Raw genomic sequence first — 20,454 nt, 5'->3', positions numbered from 1 at the left:
ACTAACTCATCAATTAATCATAGAAACGATAGAAGAAAACGAGGTGTGAATGACGAATGATGGAATTTGATACGATAGCCGCGATTTCGACACCGATGGGCGAAGGGGCAATTGCAATCGTCCGCTTATCAGGTCCGCAAGCAGTAGCAACGGCAGACCGAGTGTACCGAGGTGCGAATCAGTTACTCGAAGTACCAACCCACACGATTCATTACGGGAAATTAGTCGACCACGAGACGGAGCAGGTCGTCGATGAAGTCATGGTCAGTGTCATGCGAGCGCCGAAGACGTTTACGCGCGAAGATGTCGTCGAATTGAATTGTCATGGTGGAGTCGTTGCGGTCAATCGTGTACTCGAACTCATTCTGGCACAACCTGATGTTCGTCTAGCAGAACCAGGTGAATTCACGAAGCGCGCCTTTTTGAACGGGCGCATCGACTTATCCCAAGCAGAAGCCGTAATGGACTTAATTCGTGCGAAAACGGACCGGGCGATGACAGTTGCAATCGGTCAAATCGAAGGACGGCTTTCGAAGCTCGTCCAAGAATTGCGCGAACAGTTGTTACAGACGATTGCTTCGATTGAAGTCAACATCGACTACCCGGAATACGATGCGGAAGAAATGACACAACAAATCGTCCAAAAAGATGCTGGGGAAGTTCGCCGCATCCTGACGGAACTGCTCCGGACGGCGCGCCAAGGAAAAATTCTACGCGAAGGCCTGTCGACAGCAATCATCGGGCGACCGAACGTCGGGAAATCATCTTTGCTCAACACATTGGTGCAAGAAGCAAAAGCAATCGTCACGGATATCGCAGGGACGACCCGTGATACGATTGAGGAATATGTGAATGTCCGCGGTGTACCGCTCAAGTTGATCGATACGGCAGGGATTCGGGAAACGGAAGATATCGTCGAACGGATGGGTGTCGAAAAATCACGCCAAGCGCTCAATTCAGCGGATTTGATTTTACTCGTCTTAAACGGAAACGACGAATTGACGCAAGAAGATACGTTGTTGTTTGAAGCGATTCGCGATATGAACGCGATCATCATCGTCAACAAGAGTGATCTTGCACAACAAATCGACTTAACACGTGTCGAAGAACTGGCGGCAGGACGCCCGGTCGTCACGACATCCTTGCTTGAAGAAGCAGGCGTCAACGACCTCGAAGCAGCCATCGCGGCCCTCTTCTTCGAACAAGGTGTTGAAAGCCAAGACATGACGTACGTCTCGAATGCACGTCATATTCAATTGATTAAACAAGCGAGTCAGATGATTGAAGATGCGCTCGGGGCGGCAGAAGCAGCGATGCCGATCGACATGGTCCAAATCGATTTACGCCGGGCATGGGATACGCTTGGCGAAATCAACGGGGATACGGCGCAAGATAGTCTACTCGATAAACTTTTCTCCCAGTTTTGTTTAGGGAAATAATTGCACTGTCAGGTTGTTGATTCATAAAAGGAGGAACCGAAATTATGGCTTATCAAGCAGGTGAATTCGACGTCATCGTCGTCGGAGCCGGACATGCTGGAATCGAAGCGTCACTCGCGTCAGCGCGAATGGGTTCGAAAACGGTGATGTTAACGATGAATCCCGACATGGTCGGGTTCATGTACTGTAACCCGTCGATTGGAGGTCCCGCAAAAGGGATTGTCGTCCGGGAAATTGATGCATTAGGTGGCGAGATGGCACGAGCGATTGACGCGACTTACATCCAAATGAAAATGCTCAATACGTCAAAAGGTCCGGCCGTCCGTGCACTTCGGGCGCAAGCAGATAAATTTGAGTATCAAAATCGAATGAAAAAAGCCCTTGAGGATGAACCGAACCTGTTACTCCGTCAAGCACTCGTCGAACGTCTATTGATTGAAGACGGACGTTGTGTCGGTGTCGTGACGAATACAGGCGCAGAGTACCGGGCGAATGCTGTCGTCATTACGACAGGAACGTTCATGCGTGGGAAAATCATCATCGGTGAACTCTCATACGAGAGTGGTCCGAACAATCAGATGCCGTCCGTCAACCTATCGAAGCACCTCGAGGAACTCGGGTTCGAGCTCGCGCGCTTCAAAACAGGGACACCACCCCGAATTGATGGAAAAACAATTGATTATTCAAAAACCGAAATCCAACCAGGGGATGCGGTTGCTTTACCGTTCAGCCATGAGACGACTCAGATGATCACGGAACAGATTCCATGTTGGTTAACGTATACGACAGAGTACACGCACCAATTGATTGACGCGAACTTACACCGTTCGCCGATGTTCTCAGGCATGATTAAAGGAACAGGCCCACGCTACTGTCCTTCGATCGAGGATAAAGTCGTCCGGTTCAATGATAAACCGCGTCACCAAATCTTCCTCGAGCCGGAAGGTCGCGATACGGAAGAAGTCTATGTCCAAGGGTTATCCACAAGCTTACCGGAAGATGTCCAACACGATATCTTACGTTCGATTCCCGGTCTTGAAAAATCAGAAATGATGCGTCCCGGCTATGCAATCGAATACGATGCGGTCATTCCGACGCAACTGTGGCCGACACTTGAAACGAAACGGGTCGAAGGGTTATTCACAGCAGGACAAATTAACGGTACGAGCGGCTACGAAGAAGCTGCCGGACAAGGCATCATGGCTGGAATCAATGCATCGCTTAAAGTTCAAGGCAAAGAGCCATTGATTTTGTCGCGTTCGCAAGGGTATATCGGTGTCATGATTGATGATCTCGTCACAAAAGGGACGAACGAACCGTATCGCCTCTTGACGTCACGTGCTGAATACCGTCTCTTACTCCGTCATGACAATGCCGATCTTCGCTTATCTGAAATCGGGCATGAACTCGGTCTGATCAATGACACACGTCATGCGAAACTCGAACTGAAAAAAGACGAAATCAGTCGCGAAATGAAACGTCTTGAAAAAGTCGTCATCAAAGCGACACCAGACGTCAACGAAAAACTGACAGCAATCGGTGTCTCACCGTTGAAAGAAGCGTTGCACGCAATTACGTTATTGAAACGTCCGGAAATCACGTACGCAATGATTGCAGACATGACAGAGCCACCTGTCGCATTGTCAGCGGGAGCGGCCGAGCAAGTCGAAATCCAAGTCAAGTACGCCGGTTATATCGACAAACAACTCGACCAAGTCGAACGTATGATGCGGATGGAACAAAAACGAATTCCGGATCGACTCGATTACGATGTCATCAATGGTCTCGCGATTGAAGCAAAACAGAAACTAAACCAAGTGCGTCCGCTCTCGATTGGACAAGCATCACGGATTTCTGGGGTTAACCCGTCAGATATCTCGATTTTGCTAATTTACATCGAGCAAGGCCAATACGCATTGACTGCGGAGTGATAACATGAACGAACAGCAATTCGTAACGGCTTTAGCCGAGCAAGGTCTCAACGTCTCAGAACAACAATTACACCAGTTCAAACGCTACTATGAGCTACTCGTCGAATGGAATGAAAAAATGAACCTGACGGCAATCACGGATAAAGAAGATGTTTACTTGAAGCATTTTTATGATTCGATCACAGCGGCTTTCTACTTTGATTTCACAGACGTCGAAACCGTTTGTGATGTCGGAGCCGGTGCCGGTTTCCCGAGCCTCCCGATTAAAATCATGTTCCCGCACTTAAAAGTCACGATCATCGATTCACTGAATAAACGAATCGGCTTCTTGAACATGCTCGCGACAGAACTTGAACTTGAAGGTGTCGCGTTCCATCATGGTCGGGCCGAAGAGTTCGGTAAAAACAAACAGTTCCGGGAACACTTTGATGTCGTGACGGCACGCGCTGTCGCCCGGATGTCAGTCCTTGCAGAATACTGTTTGCCACTCGCGAAAGTCGGCGGACAATTCGTTGCCTTGAAGGCAGCGAAGTTAGGGCAAGAGTTAGAAGAAGGCGCAACGGCACTCAAAGTACTTGGTGGTAATTTACGGGAAAGTTTCCAGTTCCAATTGCCAGGTGAGGAAAGTGAGCGTAATATCGTGATTGTAGATAAAAAACGATTAACACCCGGGAAATATCCGCGGAAGGCGGGAACACCGGCTAAAGATCCACTGAGTTAAACACCGTTTCACGTGAAACGATGACTGATAAAGGTGAGGTGCGCGAACGTGAAAAATGCAATTGCTAAACTGCTTGGTAAAGGGGGACAGCCTGTCCCGCTTGAGCTTGATCCCCGAGACACGCTTCAGGAGCTAAAGCTAACAGAGCTTGTTGCCAATCAATTCCAACCCCGAACGATTTTTGATGGGGAGCGGATTGAAGAATTGGCAATGACGATTGAAGAACATGGGTTACTACAGCCAATCGTAGTACGAAAACAGGGGCTAGGTTATGAAATCATCGCGGGTGAGCGTCGTTTTCGAGCGGTTGAATCACTTGGGTGGGAAACGATTCCCGCAATCATCAAGGAAATGACCGATGAAACGACAGCTGCACTCGCATTGATTGAGAATCTACAACGGGAAGAACTGACTCCAATCGAAGAAGCAGAAGCATATGAACGATTGCTTGCGATGCAACACATTACGCAAGAAGTCTTAGCACGTAAACTAGGACGCAGTCAGTCGACGATTGCGAACAAGTTACGTCTGTTGCGTTTGCCAGCTGAAATTCGCGAGGCATTGAAGCAACGGACGATCACGGAACGTCACGCGCGCGCCTTGTTGCCTTTAAAGGATGCAGATCTTCAAATCTCAGTCTTAGCGGAAATCATGGAACGCGAATGGAATGTCAAAGAAACGGAACAGCGTGTCGAGCGTCTACTGACACCGAAAAAGCCGAAGAAACGACATAAAAGTTTTGCACGGGATACATGGATCGCGTTGAACACACTACGCGATTCAGTCGACATGATTGAGCGGACAGGATTGACCGTCGAAAAAGAAGAAGTAGATTGTGAAGAATATGTCGAGGTGCGAATCCGCATCGTGAAGGCACGTCCGTAAACTGCGGTCGTGCCTTCCGCTACGTTTAGGAGAGATTCATGTGAATGAGATACCCCTGCGGGCGATTCGACCGAATCCAGGTCAGCCACGCAAACAATTTAATGAAAAAGCATTACAAGAGTTAGCACATTCTTTACGACAGCACGGGATGATTCAACCGATCGTCGTTCGACCACGTGATGGATTTTACGAAATCGTCGCCGGGGAACGCCGGTATCAAGCAGCGAAACAAGTCGGATTCACCAATGTACCTGTCTTAATCATCGAGGCCAATGATACACGGATGATGGAGCTTGCGTTGATTGAAAACATTCAGCGTGCTGATTTAAGTGCGATTGAAGAAGCGATGGCGTATGCCGAGATGTTGGAAGAGTTTGAGGTGACGCAAGCAGAACTTGCGAGCCGTGTCGGAAAAAGTCGTTCGCACATCACGAACAGTCTACGCTTGTTGCAATTACCGCCACTCGTCCAACAAGCAGTCATGGAAGAACGGTTATCGATGGGGCATGCACGTGCCTTGCTCGCTTTAAAAAATCCGCAAAAAATCGAGCGGATGGCGGAACGCGTCATCACGGAGAATTGGAATGTCCGTCGTCTTGAGCAAGAGCTCCGCGAACGTAAGCAAAAGCGGCATGTTTCTGAACAGACGACTGAACTTCATTTTATTGAAGACGCGTTACGGGAGCGGATCGGGGCCAGTGTTCGAATCAAGACGACGAAGCAGGCAGGGAAACTAGAAATCGATTTTATGGACGAAGAAGATTTAAATCGGATACTTGATATTTTGTTACCGGAAGAAGAATGACAAAAAAATAAGGACAAGCGAGTCGTAAGGATTCGCTTGTCCTTATTTTAATTGTAGTGTGTGCTGTTTAAATCGAACGGGGCGTAAAGGAAATCGTTGTTCGTTTTGTTTCCGCTGCCAGTTTCGCATCGAGTAAGGCGAAGCTGTCGGCAACAAGTTCAGCTAATTCATAGACGAGGTGGAGTCGGGTATTTTGCAAAATCATCATTTCCATAAATCCACTGACGTTGACGACGGCTTTGATGTTGAAGTCACCAACAGCAGGCAATTCTTTTTGGACACCGGCTCCGGGTGCGAGAGGACCTTCCGAGAAAAAGACATGACCGACGCTCGATAAGCGTCCGAGACAAGCGTCGATGGCGATGACGAGTGGTTTGTAATGGGTCGTTTGAATCGAGTGAAGTGTCTCAGCTAAATTTAAGGCATGAACCGGTTTGGCTAATGTGCCATACACATGCATATGCGCGGGACGGGATTTTTCGAGGAATGTACCGACGAGTGGACCGAGGGAATCCCCCGTCGAACGATCGGAACCGATACAAACGAGAACGACCGGACGTGTTTCTTTCGTCGCAGCGACTTGCTCGTGTAATTGTTCAGCTAATCGTTCTTTCGCAAACGGCTCTGTATGCTCTAAAAAGAAAGAGTAGGGCTTTGGCTCATGTGAATGAAAGCGGAAGTTCATCTCTAGATCATCCTTTCTTCTCTAGGTGTCTACGTCATGGTGTATTGGCGAGAGTGAAGGTGTTCTGTAATGATTTTCCTTTCCCGGTTTTTCGGGAAAACTAACGTCGAAATCGGTTCTTTAGTTGAAACTCATTAAAAATCACGTATACTGTCGTAATAGAGAGAAAGGAAAGGATGAAAAGAATGGCTACCAATCAAGATGTGAAAGAATCAGTCGCCCAGGTCGATAAGTTGATTGCACAAGTGACGGATACAGAAATGTGGATTCGGTTTGGACTGAAGGTGACGATTGCGTTAATCATCATTGTCGGATTTTATATCCTGACACGGGTCCTGACGGGAGCAGTCGCCCGTTTGTTTACGATTCGAAAAATCAACGAGCATGATTATTTAGCGCAACGACAAAACGAGACGTTACTCAAATTGTTGCAAAATGCGATTCGCTACGTCCTCGGAATTGTCATGTTGCTGACCGTACTCAGTCAATTCGGCATCAATATCACAGGACTCGTCGCCAGTGCAGGGATTGCCGGTCTTGCCATTTCGTTTGGTGCGAAAAACCTGGTTCAAGATATCATCACAGGTGCCTTCATCATCTTCGAACGACAGTTCAAAGTCGGTGATTATGTCCGCGTTGGCGTGATTGAAGGGATTGTCATCGAGCTTGGTATTCGGACGACGAAGCTGAAAGGTCTGACGGGCGAGATTCATATCGTCCCGAATGGTCAGATTCTGCAAGTGACGAACTTCTCGGTCGATAACAGTTTTGCCTTAGTCGATGTCCAAGTTCCGTATGAAGAGGATCTTGATCGGGTCGAGACGATTCTGAACGACATCTCGGAAGCGACGACGAAGAAGTACGCCGATATGTTCGTTGAACCGATTCAAATACTCGGTGTCCAAATGCTTGATTCTTCTGGCGTTGCGTACCGTATGATGGCAGAAGTACCACCGATGCAACATTTTCAAGCGGGCCGTTTGATGCGTAAAGAATTCAAACAAGGTCTCGAAGCGGAAGGAATCCAGATTCCGTACCCGCACATGGTCATGATGAACACTACAGATCAAGGGAATGGTGAGCAAATCAATGATGCCAAAAACGTACAATCTCCATGATTATGTCGAAATGAAGAAACAACATCCATGCGGAACGAACCGGTGGCAAATCATTCGTGTCGGCATGGACATCCGTATCAAATGTCAAGGGTGTGGGGCAAGCATCTTAATGCCTCGGCGCGATTTTGATAAGCGGTTAAAAAAAGTCTTACCAGAATGAATTTGATCAAACACGACCGAAGCGCTTAATAGGTGCCTCGGTCTTTTTAGTTATAAAGCAGGACGCTAATGGTGGAAAAAAGATTGAAGAGAAGTCTAAGTTTTGATTAAGCGGCTAGGTGAATTAGCAAACTCTTTAAAAAAGAATTCCCATCTCCTTGCTTAAAAAAATTGAACTATCTATAATTGTGAAAGATGTGCTGACGTGGTGTAATCAATCTACCCACTGCGGCCGCTAGCACGGATTTCCTAGGAAATACCGAAAAGGAGGAATTCCAAGTGGGATTAACAGCAGGAATCGTTGGCTTACCAAACGTAGGAAAATCAACACTTTTTAACGCGATTACACAAGCAGGTGTCGAGGCGGCGAACTATCCGTTCGCAACAATCGACCCGAACGTAGGTGTCGTCGAAGTACCCGATGCACGTCTTCGTAAATTGACAGAACTCGTCAACCCGAAGAAGACCATCCCGACAGCATTCGAATTCACGGATATCGCGGGAATCGTCAAAGGCGCGTCTAAAGGTGAAGGACTCGGAAATAAATTCTTAGCCAATATCCGTGAAGTCGATGCGATCTGTCAGGTCGTCCGTTGTTTCGTCGACGAAAACATCACACACGTCTCAGGTAAAGTCTCACCGATCGATGATATCGAAACGATCAACCTCGAGTTGATTTTGGCCGATCTCGAATTGGTTGAAAAACGGATCCAACGTGTCCAAAAACAAGTCAAGTCACGTGATAAAAACGCAGCAGGCGAACTCGAAGCACTTGAAATCGTCCTCGCATTGCTCGAAGACGAAAAACCAGCACGTCTTGCAGAACTAAACGAAGATCAAGCGGCAATCGTGAAACACTTCCAATTGTTGACGATGAAACCGATGCTTTATGTCGCAAACGTCGGTGAAGACGAAGTCGCGGATGCAGACAGCAACGAAAACGTCCGTCTCGTGCGTGAGTTCGCAGCAAAAGAAGGCGCGGAAGTCATCATCATCTGTGCCCGGATCGAAGAAGAAATCGCTGAACTCGAACCGGAAGAACGTCAAGAGTTCCTCGTTGACCTCGGAATCGAAGAGTCAGGTCTCGATCAATTGATCCATGCAGCCTATAACACGCTCGGTCTCGCGACATACTTCACAGCGGGCGAAAAAGAAGTTCGTGCCTGGACATTCAAAAAAGGGATGAAAGCACCACAATGTGCCGGTGTCATCCACTCTGACTTCGAACGTGGATTCATCCGTGCTGAAGTGGTCGCATACGATGACTTAGCAGCAGCTGGAAACATGGCGACAGTCAAAGAACAAGGACGTTACCGTTCTGAAGGTAAAGAATATGTCTTCCAAGATGGCGATGTTGTCACATTCCGCTTCAACGTTTAAGCGGAGCGAACGAATCGTTATTGCATAAACCAAAATACTTTGATAGTATTAACAAATGTGAGTAATGAATTATTGCTCCTTGCTCGATGAATCGAGCCGCCAGTCCAAGAGGAGGTGACAGATATGCGTAAATACGAAGTACTTTACATCATCCGTCCGGAAGTTGATGAGGAAGCACGAAAAGCTCTAGTTGAGCGTTTCAACAAAGTCCTCACTGACAACGGTGGTACAGTTGAAAAAACAACTGAAATGGGTAAACGTCGTTTCGCTTACGAAATCAATGATATGCGTGAAGGATTCTATGTTCTTCTTAACGTGACTGCTGAACCAGCAGCTACTAAAGAACTTGACCGTCTCATGAAGATCAGTGACGATATCGTTCGCTTAATGATCACAAAAGACGAGAAATAAGCTGAAACAGGAGAGTGATTCTGATGATTAACCGCGTCGTTTTAGTCGGTCGGTTAACTCGTGACCCTGAAATGCGTTATACGCAGAGCGGGATTGCGGTAACGCGATTCACACTCGCATGTGACCGTCCATTTACGGGACAAGATGGGAAGCGAGAAGCTGATTTCATCGATTGCGTCGTATGGCGCAAGCAAGCAGAGAACGTTGCTCAGTATTTGAAAAAAGGTAGCCTCGCAGGTGTCGAGGGTCGCCTACAGATTAGCAGTTATGACGATAAAGAGGGTCAACGTCGATATCGTGCTGAAGTCGTCGCGGATAGTGTTCGATTCCTAGAATCACGCAATGCAAGCCGTTCTTCAGATAGTGACAGCTATTCTTCGAATTCAAATACAGGTGGAAACGGGAATGCTGCAGGATGGGGTTCACAGCAACAGCAGAACAACTCTTCCTCGCCAGCACCCGCTTCATCTTCATCGAACTCGGGCTTCGGCGCTGATCCGTTCAGCGGTGGAAGTTCGATCGATCTTTCAGACGACGATCTCCCATTCTAATGGGAACGTTGGACTGAAAAATTTACTCTAAAAAGGAGGTTAATCACATGGCACGTCGTCCAGGTGGAAAACGTCGTCGTAAAGTATGTTACTTCACGTCGAACCACATCACTCATATCGATTATAAAGACGTAGAACTTCTCAAACGTTTCATTTCGGAACGCGGTAAGATTCTTCCACGTCGTGTGACTGGTACTTCAGCGAAATACCAACGTCCACTTACAATCGCAATCAAACGTTCACGTCAAATGGCTTTAATCCCATACGTAGCTGACTGATTACGGTGAAGCGCTTTTCCTTTTCGAAGGAAGGGCGCTTTTTTTCGCTTCGCTTTCAACCGGTCCTATTTTTCGGTTATAATAAACAAGTTAACGAATTTTTAATTAGAAGTATTTAAGGAGGACGCGATGGAGTCAGGTCAACAAGTATCATCAGAACGGGAACGGCGGGTTGTTCGCTTCGTTCCGTATCTATTAATCGTCGGTCTACTTCTCGTCGTCGCAATTAGTAATCCAATCATCGCAGCAATTGGTGCGTTCGTGACGACTGTTCTTTTTGTCCTTCATCTATTAGAAGAGCAGCGGGCACGAAAGTCCTGGGAAGCATATGTCGAAAGAATATCGATTCAAGTCGAGGATACAGGGCAAGATGCTTTGACGAATATGCCGATTGGAATCTTACTATATGATGAGGAAACGCACGTCACATGGTTCAATGATCCGATGCGTGAAATCTTCGACGACTTGGCAATGGGGCATCTGTTACTCGATCTCGATCCCTTGTTCGTTGAAATGATGGCGACGGATGAAGATCAAGCGACACTTGAGATTGGTGAGTCCGTCTATCGTGTCTTCTCGAATCGTGAAAATCGGACGTTCTATCTATTTGATATGACAGAAGAGGCGCAAGTTGAACAACAACTCGTCGACAATCAAACCGTCATCGGCGTCATTTATCTCGATAACTATGATGAGATGACGCAAGGGATTGAAGATCAATTAAGAAGTGAATTAAATAGTCGGGTCACCCAGTTATTGAACCATTGGGCGGCGGATCACGGCACCTATATAAAACGTACCGCCTCAGACCGTTACTTCGTCGTGACGACAGAAGAGAATCTACGGATCCTTGAGCGGACGAAGTTTTCCATCTTAGACATTGTCCGAGACGAGACGAGTCAACGTGGGGTGCAATTAACGCTGTCGATCGGAATTGGCTGTGGCAGTGACGCGATACCTGTTCTCGGTCAGATGGCGCAGTCGAGTCTTGACTTAGCACTCGGACGCGGGGGTGACCAGGTCGTCATCAAACGTGACGGGAAAGTCCGCTTTTATGGTGGGAAAACGAACCCGACGGAAAAACGGACGCGTGTCCGAGCACGGGTCATCGCTAATTCGTTGCGTGACTTGATGCAGGAATCGAGTCGAATCCTCGTCATGGGTCATCGAAATCCTGATATGGATTCACTTGGAGCATCGATTGGTATTCTCAAGCTTGCCGAGATGAACGATAAGGAAGCACATATCGTGTTACCGGATGCAGAAATCGGTCAAGGGATTCGACGGATGATGTCGGAAATCAGTGAAGACGAGAAACTGGAGTCGCGCTTCATCAATTCGTTCCAAGCTGAGCAACTCGTCGACGATCAAGCGTTATTGATTATCGTCGACACGCATAAACCGTCGCTTGTCGTCGTTCCGGCATTACTGGATCAGTTCGAACGAATGGTCGTCATCGATCATCACCGTCGCGGAGAAGATTTCATCGAGGAGCCGGTGCTCGTCTATCTGGAACCATATGCCTCATCGACGTCAGAACTCGTCACAGAGTTGATTGAATACCAACCGACGAACGAAAAGCTGTCAATGCTTGAAGCGACGGCGTTACTTGCAGGAATCATCGTCGACACGAAAGGCTTTACGATCCGGACAGGCTCGCGGACGTTTGATGCGGCCTCCTACTTGCGTTCGCAAGGCGCAGATACGGTCCTCGTCCAAGAGTTCCTTAGTCAAAACCTCGAGACGTATGTCGAACAGTCGCATATTCTCGAGCGGACGGAAATCTATAAGGCCGGTATGGCGATCGCGACAGCGGAGCCAGGGGTCATCCATGATCAAGTCTTGATCGCCCAAACGGCGGATCAACTGTTATCCTTACAAGGAATCCGTGCTGCCTTCGTCATCGCTGAGCTCCAAGATGGTCGAACGGCAATCAGTGCCCGGTCGCTCGGTGAGGTCAATGTCCAGTTGATCATGGAGACGTTAGGTGGCGGTGGTCACTTAACGAATGCGGCGACACAGATGACGGAATCGATCATCACGGTCGCGGATGAATTAAGACAAGCAATCGATCGTTATCTAGAAGATGAAACAAAAGGAGAGGAAATCGAATGAAAGTTATTTTATTGCAAGACGTTAAAGGACAAGGTAAAGCAGGAGACGTGAAAGAAGTCGCAGATGCATACGCGAACAACGTGTTATTCAAAAAGAAATTAGCGCGTCCCGCGACAACAGGGAACTTAAAACAACATGAAGCACATGAACGTAAAGCAGCAGAGCAAGCGAAACAAGCATTGCTCGACGCGGAAGCGTTAAAAGAGAAGATTGAAAAAGAAACGATTGTCGTTTCGACGAAAGCGGGCGAAGGCGGCCGTGTCTTCGGTTCAGTCACGAGTAAACAAATTGCAGAAGCATTGAAGAGCATGGGCTACAAAATCGACAAACGTAAAATCGAGCTTGAACACCCGATCAAAGCCCTCGGATTCACGAAAGTGCCGTTAAAACTGCACAATGAAGTCACAGCGACGCTAAACGTTCAGGTCAAAGAAGCGTGATTAGAAAAGGGGATCGGTGATGAGTGATGTAATGCAAAATACGCCACCCCAAAGTATCGAGGCGGAACAAGCCGTCCTTGGGGCGATCATGATTGATGCTGATCGATTGATCAGTGCGTCCGAACGATTATTGCCACACGATTTTTATCGAGCGGCACACCAACGGATTTTTGAAGCGATGCTCGTGTTGTCGGACCGTGGCGAAGCGATCGATCTCGTCACCGTCACGGCGGAACTGAGCACGCTTGGTGTCTTGGAAGAAATCGGCGGGCTTGCCTATCTCGGTGAGCTTGCGGAAGGTGTCCCGACAGCGGCGAATATCAATTATTACGTCAATGTCGTCGACCAAAAATCAACGCTCCGCCGTTTAATCCGGACAGCGAATGAAATCGTCACAGACGGGTACGAACGACAAAATGAAGTCGACGTCCTGCTGAATGAAGCAGAACGGAAGATTCTTGAAGTCTCGCAAGGCAAGGGGAGCGCAAGCTTCATCCCGATTTCTGACGTCTTGACGAGCGCGTATGCGACGATTGATAAATTGCATAAGCAAAGCGGTGAAACGACCGGGATTCCGACCGGCTTCCGCGACCTCGATCAAGTGACGGCCGGGTTCCAGCGTAACGATTTAATCATCGTCGCCGCCCGTCCGTCTGTCGGGAAGACGGCATTCGCCTTGAACATCTCGCAAAACGTCGCCACCCGTGCCGACGAGAATGTTGCCATCTTTAGTCTTGAGATGGGTGCGGAACAACTCGTCATGCGGATGCTCTGTGCAGAAGGCAACGTCGATGCGCAACGTCTCCGGACGGGGCAACTCGAAGATGAAGATTGGGGTAAACTGTCGCTCGCGATGAGCAGTCTGTCGCAAGCAGGGATTTACATCGATGATACGCCAGGGATTCGTGTCAATGATATCCGGGCGAAGTGTCGTCGCTTAAAGCAAGAGCACGGACTCGGCATGATCATGATTGATTACTTGCAGTTGATTCAAGGGAACGGTCGCTCAAGCGACAACCGTCAACAGGAAGTCTCAGAGATTTCCCGTTCCTTAAAGTCGCTCGCACGTGAACTCGAAGTGCCCGTCATCGCCTTATCGCAGCTCTCGCGTGGTGTGGAGAGTCGTCAAGATAAACGACCGATGATGTCGGATATCCGGGAATCAGGGGCGATTGAGCAAGATGCGGATATCGTCGCCTTCTTATACCGGGACGATTACTACAACAAAGAAACGGAAGATGCGAATACGATCGAGATCATCATCGCGAAACAGCGGAATGGTCCGACCGGTACGGTTAAACTCGCTTTTCGGAAAGAATTTAATAAATTCGTCGATCTTGAGCCGAGTAATTCGTATGCTCCACCGGCGTAACAAGCAACACCTCGATCTAACCAGGTCGGGGTGTTTTTGTTTGTAGAAAATCATGACTGGGGTGTTAGTTTAGTTCACGTGTGGACAAGATAAATTCAATGTTGTGAACGGGGCTTTTTGCTTTCTGCTTTCTGACAACCGTGTCTTTCTTCTCGTGCTTTCCTCGGGCGAGGCGCAAGCCGTTGCTCCTTCGTTCTGACGAACACGGAGCAGGGTCTTGCCTGCCTCTGACAGCACAAGACGTCTTGTGCTTTTTCCCGTAGGAGTCACGAGAAGTAAAACGGTTGTCTTGTGTAGCGGGTCGTATGGATCATTGGGGATCGATTTGTTGAGTCGCGCGTTCCGAATTGAATCGCTTTTGAGCGAACAGCAATCAGGCGCGACCCTGCAGCGAAGCGAAGCGGCGCAAGGGATTGCCGCTCAGAAGTCGATTCGGAGAGGAAAAGCGCGGCGGGCGTATGTAGAAGAATTAAATAGTAGTGTATCTGTAGCCTAGCCCCCGATTTTGATAAACAAGACGAGAGTAAAGCACATAAAGGAAGTATAACGATTTGGACAAACGAAGTCATCGGGAAGAATCATTATGTTTCGATATCTTGAAAGTAAAGGAAAAAAGGAAGCAAAAAGGAGTAATTAAACGAACGAAACAGAAATACATTAATTAATTGTTCGGTATTTGATTGACTTCTGTTTTTTTCCGCGTTACACTTAGTCGTGGTTTTGAATCGTACGTGGAGGTGGATGAGAATATGTCATCAGTAGTAGTAGTCGGAACACAGTGGGGCGACGAAGGGAAAGGTAAAATTACCGATTTCCTTTCGAAAAAAGCCGATGTCGTCGCTCGTTATCAAGGTGGGGACAATGCAGGACATACAATCGTATTCAATAATGAGACGTATAAGTTACACTTGATTCCTTCAGGGATCTTTTACTCAGACAAGAAATGTGTCATCGGAAATGGCCTAGTCGTCAATCCGAAATCGCTCGTCAAGGAATTAAAGTATCTGCACGATCGTGGTGTTTCTACAGATAACTTATTAATTTCAAATCGTGCTCATGTTATCTTGCCATACCATCAATTGCAAGATCAGCTCGAAGAAGAAGCAAAAGGCGACGCGAAAGTCGGAACGACGCTGAAAGGAATCGGACCGTGCTACATGGATAAAGCAGCACGGATCGGGATCCGGATGGCAGACTTACTCGATAAAGAAACATTCGCTGAAAAACTTCAAATCGTGCTTGAACAGAAGAACCGGATGTTTACGAAAATGTACGACGCAGAGCCGATTGCCTTTGATGATATCTTCGAAGAGTACTACGCGTATGGTCAAGAATTCGCGAAGTATGTCTGTGATACATCAGTCGTCGTCAACGATAGCCTCGATAAAGGGGAAAAAGTGTTGTTTGAAGGAGCGCAAGGTGTCTTGCTCGATCTCGACCACGGAACGTATCCGTTCGTCACATCATCAAATGCTTCAGCGGGTGGCGTCGCGTCAGGTGTCGGTGTCGGTCCTGCTCGTATCGACCACGTCGTCGGTGTCTGTAAGGCCTATACGTCACGTGTTGGTGATGGTCCGTTCCCAACGGAATTGTTCGATGAAATCGGTCATCACATCCGTGAAGTCGGTCGCGAATATGGTACGACGACAGGTCGTCCGCGTCGCGTCGGTTGGTTCGACTCGGTTGTCGTTCGTCACTCACGTCGGACGAGTGGTTTGACAGACCTGTCCTTGAACTCGATCGATGTCTTGACGGGGATTGAAACGTTGAAGATTTGTACATCGTACGAATTCAACGGAAAACAAATCGATGAGTACCCAGCAAGCTTCCGTGATCTTGAAGCGTGTGTCCCGGTCTACGAAGAGTTACCGGGTTGGAAAGAAGATATTACAGGGATTCGTAAGTTTGAAGACCTTCCGATCAATGCTCAAAACTACGTAAAACGGATCGCAGATTTGACGAACATTTCACTCGTCACGTTCTCGGTCGGACCAGGTCGCGAGCAGACAGTCGTCCTTCGCGATCTTTACGAAGAAGCATAAGTCGAATACAAACAGGCGTGGCATCAATCGATGCCGCACCTGTTTTTTTTATATCTTTTGATAAGCGAAATAATTCACAAACAAAAGGATAAGAGCGTATACTAAAAGTAATGTTTCACGTGGAACGTTCCACATGAAATCGGTTGAATGGTAGGGGTGTGGCGTCGGTAGTTTCCGTCGCCACCTTTCTATATGCCGAAAAAACAGGTAAAATAGATTGAATAGAAATTTTTTAAGGGGGAACACCCATTGACGGAACGTAGAATACTCGTCGTCGACGACGAACAACCGATTGCGGATATATTAAAATTTAAACTTGAAAAAGAAGGTTACAGCGTCGCTGTTGCCAATGATGGCATCGAAGCACTTGAGAAGGTCGAGGAATTCAAACCAGACTTGATCTTGCTCGACATCATGTTGCCTTTAATGGATGGGATGGAAGTCTGTCGTGAAGTCCGAAAAACACTTGAGACACCCATCATCATGTTGACGGCAAAAGACTCAGAAATCGATAAAGTACTCGGACTGGAACTCGGTGCGGATGATTACGTAACGAAACCGTTTAGTTCACGCGAGCTACTCGCACGTGTCAAAGCGAACATGCGAAAACGAGGACGTGATGAAAAACCAGTCAGTGATGACCCGGATGATATTACGATTGGTGAGTTGACGATTCATTTAAACTCTCATACGGTCACGAAGCGTGAAGAAAAAATCGAACTCACACAACGTGAATTCGAACTGTTGCATTATTTAGCGAAGAACATCGGACAAGTCATGACGCGCGAACATCTTCTTCAGACAGTCTGGGGCTATGATTACTTCGGCGACGTTCGGACGGTCGATGTGACGGTACGCCGTCTACGTGAGAAAGTCGAAGACAATCCAAGTACACCAATCTATATCATGACACGTCGTGGTGTCGGTTATTATCTCCAAGATGGGGAGAATGAATAACTATGTTAAAAGGAACGAACTTCTTTAAATCCATCCAGTGGAAACTTGTCGTCATATACGCGTTACTGATTTTAGTCGCGATGCAAGTCATTGGAGTCTATTTCGTTCGTTCCCTTGAAAAGCAGTACATTACAAACTTCTCAAAATCTGTCGAGGACCGAGCCGGACTTGTAGCTTACAATGTCGGGAAGGAATTTGATAAGGCAGGCGATGATGAAGCCTCTAAACGGCAGTTGTCTGAGTCTCTTGGGCAGCTGCTGTCTGAGTTTAGTAGTGGCTCCACTTCAAGGAACGACATTCTCGAAGTCCAAATCATCGATCAGGATTCTGTCATTCAAGCGACGTCGGATGAGGACAACCAGTCGGCGGTTGGGCAACGGGCGACAAACTCGTTAATCAAAAAAGCGCAGGCGACGAGTTCGACCCGAATCGATACCGTCCTTGATCCGAATGAAGATAAAATCCGAATCTTCGCCGTACCTGTCACGTCAGAAGGTGATGGTTCGACGATCGGGATGATTTATGTCCGGGCATCGATGGAGTCGATCTATTCACAGATGCAACAGGTCACCCGCATTCTAGCGACGGGAACAGTGATTGCACTTGTCATCACGTCGATTCTCGGGGTGCTGTTATCTCGAACGATCACGCGACCGATTTCCGACATGCGTCGGCAAGCAATCGAGATGCGCCGGGGGAACTTCTCCCGGAAAGTAAAAGTCTATTCCGATGACGAAATCGGACAGCTGGCCCGGTCGTTCAATGAATTGACCGACGAGTTGCTCGAAGCAAACGCGACGACGGAAGCGGAACGACGGAAGTTGACGAGCGTCCTCGAAAACATGACGGATGGTGTGATTGCAACGGACCGGACGCTCCGTGTCATCTTGATGAACGATCAGGCGAAAGACATCGTCGGCGTCGAAGAGGCAGGCATGGTCGGAACGAATCTGAAGGATTTGCTCGCACTCGGGGACGATTTCATGATTCCGGAAGACGGAACAATGCCACCACGTTTGCTTGATTTCAGTAGTGAGGATGAGCTATTCCTCGTCCGGGCGTTCTTCTCGCCCGTCAAGAAACACAGTGGACCGATTACCGGAATGATCATCGTCTTGCATGACGTCACGGAACAAGAGCAAGTCGAACAGGACCGCCGCGAGTTCGTCGCGAACGTCAGTCACGAACTCCGGACTCCATTGACGACGATGCGGAGTTATCTCGAAGCACTCGCAGAAGGGGCCTATCAAGACGAAGAACTGGCACCACGCTTCCTTGAGACGACACAAAATGAGACGGAGCGGATGATTCGTCTCGTCACAGACCTCCTGCAACTGTCGAAAATGGATAGTAAGGAATACAAGATGAATAAAGTGCGCTTCGACTATATCCAGTTCATTAATGAAATTCTCGATCGTCATGACATGACGAAACCGGAGCGGATTCGCTTCCGCCGGAAAATCATGAAACGGAAAGTTTATATTCGTGGGGACCAGGATAAGTTGATTCAAGTTGCCGATAACATTTTGACGAACGCGATCAAGTATTCACCGGAAGGCGGAACGATTACCGTCCGGACGATGTTACGGGCGAAACGGATCGTTATCAGCATCAAGGATGAAGGAGTCGGGATTCCGAAAGCGAACCTGCAAAAAATCTTCGAACGTTTCTATCGTGTCGATAAGGCACGGGCACGGAAGATTGGTGGGACAGGTCTTGGTCTCTCGATCGCGAAAGATGTCGTTTCGGCACATGGCGGCGACATTTGGGCAGAAAGTGAATGGGGACGTGGTACGACGATTTACTTTACCCTTCCTTATGAAGTGATTGAAGAGGTGGATGCCGGATGATGAAGCAACGACTGAAAACGACCCTGCTGATTCTACTTGTATGTGGTTCTATTTTTCAGACGGCAATGCTTTGGACATATCATCCAAGTAGTGAATCAATCGAGCAGGAACAAGTATCATTTAATGAAATTGATGCTTCAAAGACGGTTGAAAGTAACCAGCTCGTCAATCCCGAACTCGTCGTCTATTCGAATGGCGTGGAAGCCTATCAGACACAAATCATCGGGCGGACGATTTTGAACCGGATTGGTGCTTCGTTTGATATCGGTGTCCTCGTCTTGACAGATAAAGCGTCAAACATCCCGCTCAGCAAACGGAGCGTCGAGATGATTTTCCCGACACCGGTCACGGCAGCGATGCTTGAAGAACTACTCGGTGAAAAAGAGATTGCGATGACTGAACCGATTAAACGGCTCTATCTGCTCGATTATGACGGACCGATTCTCCGGCTCGAGTCAGCGACGGGTCGCTTTAAAGACTTTCAATTGGTCGGCGACGAGACAGTCTTAAAACGTCTCTTTGCCTACGATAAGAAAAAACCGATGACGAAGGTCGAGCTTAAAGGCGGTGACTACACGTACGTCGCAACAGCAACCCCTCGTCTTGAAGAAGTGTTTGTTTATGACGAAGTCGGACAGGACCCGAAACCACTCGACCGGATCCGCAGTGCGTTCTTCACAGCGAATACGAACGTGCAACAAATCAAGGGACGAGACGGACTCGACGTGTTGACGGATGGGGTCAGCGTCTCGACGTATGACCGGGATTACAATGCCTATCGTTTCAACACGCTGTCACCGAACACACAAAGTACGGCAGTCGATTACAGTACGCTCGTCAGCTACATCAATATTCATGGAGGCTGGCTCGACCAAGTCACGCAACGCAGCGGCTTCCGTTATTACTTTGATCAAATGAGTAGTCAAGAAGAGCAACAAACGGCAATCTTCCGTCTCTATTTGAATCGTTATCCGGTCTTCGGCGAAATTGGCCCGTTGCTCGAACAACCAGAATTTGATTTAGCGACGATCAAGATGACGTTCGAAGAAAATCAAATCCGGTCGATCAGCCGGAGCATGTTACGGGCAGACCGGAAACTTTTGTTAAAGGAAACGACGTTACCGACGATTGAACAGACGGTGAAAGAGCTGGAGCAAGCAGACCTTATGCAGGACATCACCGGAATTCGAGTCGGCTACAGCATGACATACAAAATCGCGACGAGTCGCTACGCCCTGTTTGAACCGGCATGGTTCGTCAAACGGGACGGAGAATGGAGCACAGTCGATCAAGCAATTGGAAATGAGGGGTAATG

The 20,454-nt window shown here is 48.0% G+C and carries 19 protein-coding genes; 18 read left to right on the top strand and 1 reads right to left on the bottom strand.

Translation table 11 applies throughout. The annotated features are described in order from the left end of the window. Nucleotides 1-56: 56 nt before the first annotated feature. The 5 genes from mnmE to P403_RS0107890 are packed head-to-tail and all read left to right on the top strand — an operon-like array spanning nucleotide 57 to nucleotide 5,781. Nucleotides 57-1,439, top strand: a complete 1,383-nt coding sequence (gene mnmE / locus P403_RS0107910; protein ID WP_029332169.1) for a tRNA uridine-5-carboxymethylaminomethyl(34) synthesis GTPase MnmE — start codon at nucleotides 57-59, stop codon at nucleotides 1,437-1,439. Between the two features lie 44 nt (nucleotides 1,440-1,483). Beyond that, nucleotides 1,484-3,370, top strand: coding sequence for a tRNA uridine-5-carboxymethylaminomethyl(34) synthesis enzyme MnmG (gene mnmG / locus P403_RS0107905; RefSeq protein ID WP_029332168.1), 1,887 nt, complete (start codon nucleotides 1,484-1,486; stop codon nucleotides 3,368-3,370). Nucleotides 3,371-3,374: 4 nt separating this feature from the next. Next, nucleotides 3,375-4,091, top strand: coding sequence for a 16S rRNA (guanine(527)-N(7))-methyltransferase RsmG (rsmG, locus tag P403_RS0107900; protein WP_029332167.1), 717 nt, complete (start codon nucleotides 3,375-3,377; stop codon nucleotides 4,089-4,091). Nucleotides 4,092-4,139: 48 nt separating this feature from the next. After that, nucleotides 4,140-4,976 carry a nucleoid occlusion protein gene (gene noc / locus P403_RS0107895; RefSeq protein WP_029332166.1) on the top strand — a complete coding sequence of 279 codons (837 nt, stop codon included), beginning with the start codon at nucleotides 4,140-4,142 and terminating at the stop codon, nucleotides 4,974-4,976. A gap of 40 nt (nucleotides 4,977-5,016) precedes the next feature. Further along, nucleotides 5,017-5,781 carry a ParB/RepB/Spo0J family partition protein gene (locus P403_RS0107890; protein WP_029332165.1) on the top strand — a complete coding sequence of 255 codons (765 nt, stop codon included), beginning with the start codon at nucleotides 5,017-5,019 and terminating at the stop codon, nucleotides 5,779-5,781. A 67-nt stretch (nucleotides 5,782-5,848) separates the two neighbouring features. Here P403_RS0107890 and yyaC read toward each other — a convergent pair whose 3' ends face one another. Then, complete coding sequence (gene yyaC / locus P403_RS0107885; RefSeq protein ID WP_029332164.1) at nucleotides 5,849-6,466, bottom strand: spore protease YyaC; 618 nt, start codon at nucleotides 6,464-6,466, stop codon at nucleotides 5,849-5,851. 185 nt (nucleotides 6,467-6,651) lie between these two features. Between yyaC and P403_RS0107880 the strand changes: the two genes are divergently transcribed. From P403_RS0107880 to P403_RS0107820, 13 genes are all read left to right on the top strand, one after another. Then, a complete protein-coding gene (locus P403_RS0107880; RefSeq protein ID WP_029332163.1) occupies nucleotides 6,652-7,584 on the top strand; it encodes a mechanosensitive ion channel family protein in 933 nt (310 codons plus the stop codon). After that, nucleotides 7,556-7,744 (top strand): DUF951 domain-containing protein, encoded by a 189-nt coding sequence (locus tag P403_RS0107875; RefSeq protein ID WP_012371900.1) that lies wholly within the window; start codon nucleotides 7,556-7,558, stop codon nucleotides 7,742-7,744. Before P403_RS0107880 ends, P403_RS0107875 begins: the two co-directional genes overlap by 29 nt. A gap of 278 nt (nucleotides 7,745-8,022) precedes the next feature. Continuing rightward, the gene (gene ychF / locus P403_RS0107870; protein WP_029332162.1) at nucleotides 8,023-9,123 is read left to right on the top strand and encodes a redox-regulated ATPase YchF; all 1,101 of its coding nucleotides are present in this window, start codon (nucleotides 8,023-8,025) and stop codon (nucleotides 9,121-9,123) included. Nucleotides 9,124-9,246: 123 nt separating this feature from the next. Beyond that, nucleotides 9,247-9,534: a 30S ribosomal protein S6 gene (gene rpsF / locus P403_RS0107865; protein ID WP_012371898.1), complete on the top strand. Its 288-nt coding sequence runs from the start codon at nucleotides 9,247-9,249 to the stop codon at nucleotides 9,532-9,534. Between the two features lie 23 nt (nucleotides 9,535-9,557). Then, entirely contained in the window at nucleotides 9,558-10,085 is a 528-nt protein-coding gene (locus P403_RS0107860) for a single-stranded DNA-binding protein (RefSeq protein ID WP_029332161.1), read from the top strand. Between the two features lie 47 nt (nucleotides 10,086-10,132). Beyond that, nucleotides 10,133-10,363 carry a 30S ribosomal protein S18 gene (rpsR, locus tag P403_RS0107855; RefSeq protein WP_012371896.1) on the top strand — a complete coding sequence of 77 codons (231 nt, stop codon included), beginning with the start codon at nucleotides 10,133-10,135 and terminating at the stop codon, nucleotides 10,361-10,363. Between the two features lie 129 nt (nucleotides 10,364-10,492). Further along, nucleotides 10,493-12,478: a DHH family phosphoesterase gene (locus P403_RS0107850; protein WP_029332160.1), complete on the top strand. Its 1,986-nt coding sequence runs from the start codon at nucleotides 10,493-10,495 to the stop codon at nucleotides 12,476-12,478. Then, entirely contained in the window at nucleotides 12,475-12,918 is a 444-nt protein-coding gene (gene rplI / locus P403_RS0107845; protein WP_029332159.1) for a 50S ribosomal protein L9, read from the top strand. The genes P403_RS0107850 and rplI overlap by 4 nt, the downstream gene beginning before the upstream one ends. A 19-nt stretch (nucleotides 12,919-12,937) precedes the next feature. Further along, complete coding sequence (gene dnaB / locus P403_RS0107840) at nucleotides 12,938-14,290, top strand: replicative DNA helicase (protein WP_029332158.1); 1,353 nt, start codon at nucleotides 12,938-12,940, stop codon at nucleotides 14,288-14,290. A gap of 749 nt (nucleotides 14,291-15,039) precedes the next feature. Then, entirely contained in the window at nucleotides 15,040-16,332 is a 1,293-nt protein-coding gene (locus P403_RS0107835) for an adenylosuccinate synthase (RefSeq protein WP_029332157.1), read from the top strand. 249 nt (nucleotides 16,333-16,581) lie between these two features. Continuing rightward, a complete protein-coding gene (gene yycF / locus P403_RS0107830) occupies nucleotides 16,582-17,289 on the top strand; it encodes a response regulator YycF (protein ID WP_029332156.1) in 708 nt (235 codons plus the stop codon). Nucleotides 17,290-17,291: 2 nt separating this feature from the next. Continuing rightward, nucleotides 17,292-19,139, top strand: coding sequence for a cell wall metabolism sensor histidine kinase WalK (walK, locus tag P403_RS0107825; RefSeq protein ID WP_029332155.1), 1,848 nt, complete (start codon nucleotides 17,292-17,294; stop codon nucleotides 19,137-19,139). Continuing rightward, nucleotides 19,136-20,452 (top strand): YycH family regulatory protein, encoded by a 1,317-nt coding sequence (locus P403_RS0107820; RefSeq protein WP_029332154.1) that lies wholly within the window; start codon nucleotides 19,136-19,138, stop codon nucleotides 20,450-20,452. The genes walK and P403_RS0107820 overlap by 4 nt, the downstream gene beginning before the upstream one ends. Nucleotides 20,453-20,454: the final 2 nt, after the last annotated feature.

Origin of the sequence: Exiguobacterium oxidotolerans JCM 12280 (assembly GCF_000702625.1) — a bacterium.
Lineage (GTDB): Bacteria > Bacillota > Bacilli > Exiguobacteriales > Exiguobacteriaceae > Exiguobacterium_A > Exiguobacterium_A oxidotolerans.
The sequence above is the reverse complement of the archived record's forward strand: the minus strand, read 5'-3'. Positions and strand labels throughout refer to the sequence as shown.